This window comes from Mesorhizobium sp. M5C.F.Ca.IN.020.29.1.1 (genome assembly GCF_003997375.1).
GTDB classification, from domain to species: domain Bacteria; phylum Pseudomonadota; class Alphaproteobacteria; order Rhizobiales; family Rhizobiaceae; genus Mesorhizobium; species Mesorhizobium wenxiniae.
On the sequence record NZ_RZSW01000669.1, the window covers coordinates 1 to 2782 of the forward strand.

Here is a 2782-nt window from a genome sequence, read left to right on the forward strand (position 1 = left end):
TCTTCCAACAGTTGCCGCAGTTCCCCTGGCTCGAATGCCATCATCGGTGGGGAGGCGGGTTCATCCTCCAGCAGCTGCCGCGGCTCTTCCTCGTGCGGCAAGCGCCTCCTTAGCCGGTCTTGCAGCGCCTGCCGATCGGCAACGAGGTTGTCGAGGGGCAGCGGCTCGTGGTCTGGCCGCTGCCCTTTCACCAATCGTTCAACCAGCGCCCACGTGCCCTCCAGGACAAATACGCCGCAATCATAATGGTTCGTCTGTCTGGCCATGGGGGCTGGCGCCAAGGTGGCATTCAGCAGTCCTGCGAGCTGTTTTGCAGGCACGTCGTTATATCCCTCTCGCTGGAGGGAGTCGTAGTGATAGGCGAACCGCCTTTCCGGGTCGCGGCGATCAACGAGCAGCAGCGACCAATGGGTGCCGGGGCTAGTAGCCGTGCCATTATTCACTGGCAAGAACAGGAAGTCGGCTGTGGCGTTGTTTTGATTATAGATGGACTGCAATATGCCTCGAGCGTCTTGCGGCGACGTGTGTCGCAGTAGATGGGATACGGAAGGATCCACCAGCCGAGTCCGGGCAGCGAGCGCCGGATTGATCCCCTGCAGTTGCCCCTCCAGCAAATTGTAATCTCTCTGGATATGGGCGTCGCTCAGCCATTCGGCGGCGCCGAGCACCCGCCCCGTTGCAACGTTGAACGGGGCTGTCGGATCGAGCGCCCCGATCTGAGCCCCAGAGGAACTGGTAGTCAGTGTGGTCACATCAACCAGTGGAAGGCCGCGGTAGGTGCCTGGCAGCCTAGCGGTTGCTGGCGAGGCGGGTTGGGGAGCTCTTGCCGGTGCCGCTGGCCCAGCTTCAGCAGCGGCCCCAACGCGCCTGGTGACTGCGTCTGCCGGATGAGCAGAAAGGACAGTTTCGCGCCCGAGCACAATGCGCGGCAGGATATCCCGGAGGTGAGCCAATGCAGAACTGATACTTAGCCTATTACCATAGGAGACAGCCTTGAAGCTCTCAACATCTTTATCCAGCGATTTGTCGTGAATCCGAGCCGCAATCCCAAGCTTGTTATTTTGACGCAGGTACTGACTAAAATGTCTAAGAAAATTTGTATAGCCGCCCACGGTATCTGGATTCCGTCCGGTCGCAGGCGCTGCCAGGTACTCCTTGGTCGAAGCGGCTCTGTAATTTCTAATGAGCTCGGCATCGTCAGGATAGGGGATCACGACAGGGCGAGCCATAATCGGGGCTCCGCCTGTCGACTTCTTGAGGTAACGCAGTGCGCCAGCCACGGTGGAGGAACCACCCGTACTCTCGTACTCCTTGAGATCCTGATCCAGCGACGAATGGTAAAGCCGAGCAGCAAACCCTGGCTTGTTGTTTTGAAGGAGCCACCGACTAAAGCCGAAAAGAGAATTTACATTGTAAGTGACCGTGTTCGCTTTGGCCTTACCCGCGTGGAATGCTGCCCTCAGCCCTTCGATAGCGGTCGCATCGTTGGAATAGACAGGACGCTTGTCGGCACCGTCGGGGACTACAATTGGACGATCCGGCTGCACTGTCGAGGGCATCGACCCACCACCTCCGGGATGCGGTGCTGGGGTGGATTCGTGCTCATCCCTCTGCCTGACGAGCTGCGCCTCACATTCCGGTGTAGCCACCTTATGAGGATCCTGCATCGGTTCGATCCCCTCCATCTCCTGCTGCAACCAAGCCAAAGCTTGGCGAGCGGCCTGCGCGGCTTCATCAACCGCGGAGGATGTCTCCACACCTCTGGCGGACGCCGGCAGAGCCTGCTCCGCCCGCCGTGGAAAGAGCTCTGGCGAGGCGGATTTCTCCGCCCACAATCTGGGCTGCGTAGCGAGTCCCCGTCCAGATTTATGTGGCACCGCCTCGCTTGGCAGCGGGCTGCTCCTGTCCCGTGCAGCTACCAGCTCCTCCGGGGCGCCTTGGTCGCCGTGGCGCCAGTTCAAGTGAGGGACGGCCTCTCCAAAGTCGGGCGCTTGGTGTTGGTGCGCGGTTGGGGCGAGAGACAATGGTAGATCGGTGCCCTCCTTATAACCTACCGGCAGGAGCTCCTCTGGCCAATCGAATCCCTGCTGTGGTGCGGTATGCTGAGCAGCGTCGCCACGGGGACGAGCCTCCATGCTGACCGCGTTTTCCAGATGATTCCCGAGTATAACGCGCGGCGGGTTCTTGCGGAGATAAACCAGCGCAGATTCGATCGGAGCTCCACCATTAGAGGAGGCGGCCTTGTAGCTCTCAACATCTTTATCCAGCGATTTATCGTAAATGCGACCCGCAATTCCGAGCTTGTCATTTTGACGTAGGTAATGACTGAAATGGTTAAGAGCAGTTGCGTAGCCGCTCGCGGATCTGAAATGTCTGGTGAGCGCGGCGTCGTCAGGATGGGGGTTCAGGACAGCGCGACCCACAATCGGGCCGGCTCCGCCCATCGACTTCATCAATTGACGCAGTGCGCCAGCCACGGTGGAGGAACCACCCCTACTCTCGTACTCCTCGAGATCCTGGCTCAGCGACGGATGGTAAAGCCGAGCAGCAAGCCCTGGCTTGTTGTTTTGAAAGAGCCAACGACTAAAGCCGAAAAGAGAATTTGTGCTGCGAGTGACCGTGTCCGGCCTGGCTTTACCCGCAAGGAGTGCTGACTTCAGCCCTTCGATGGCGGTGGCATCGTTGGAATAAACAGGACGCTTGTCGGCACCGTCGGGCACCACAATTGGACGATCCGGCTGCACTGTCGAGGGCATCGACCCGTCGAGATGCGGTGCTGGGG

Annotated in this window: 1 protein-coding gene; it reads right to left on the minus strand. The window is 59.6% G+C overall.

Going from position 1 to position 2782, the window contains the following annotated elements:
* On the minus strand, positions 1 to 2720 hold a 2720-nt coding region (locus EOA85_RS31795; RefSeq protein WP_245486203.1), incomplete at its 3' end, for a Ulp1 family isopeptidase.
* Positions 2721 to 2782 lie beyond the last annotated feature (62 nt).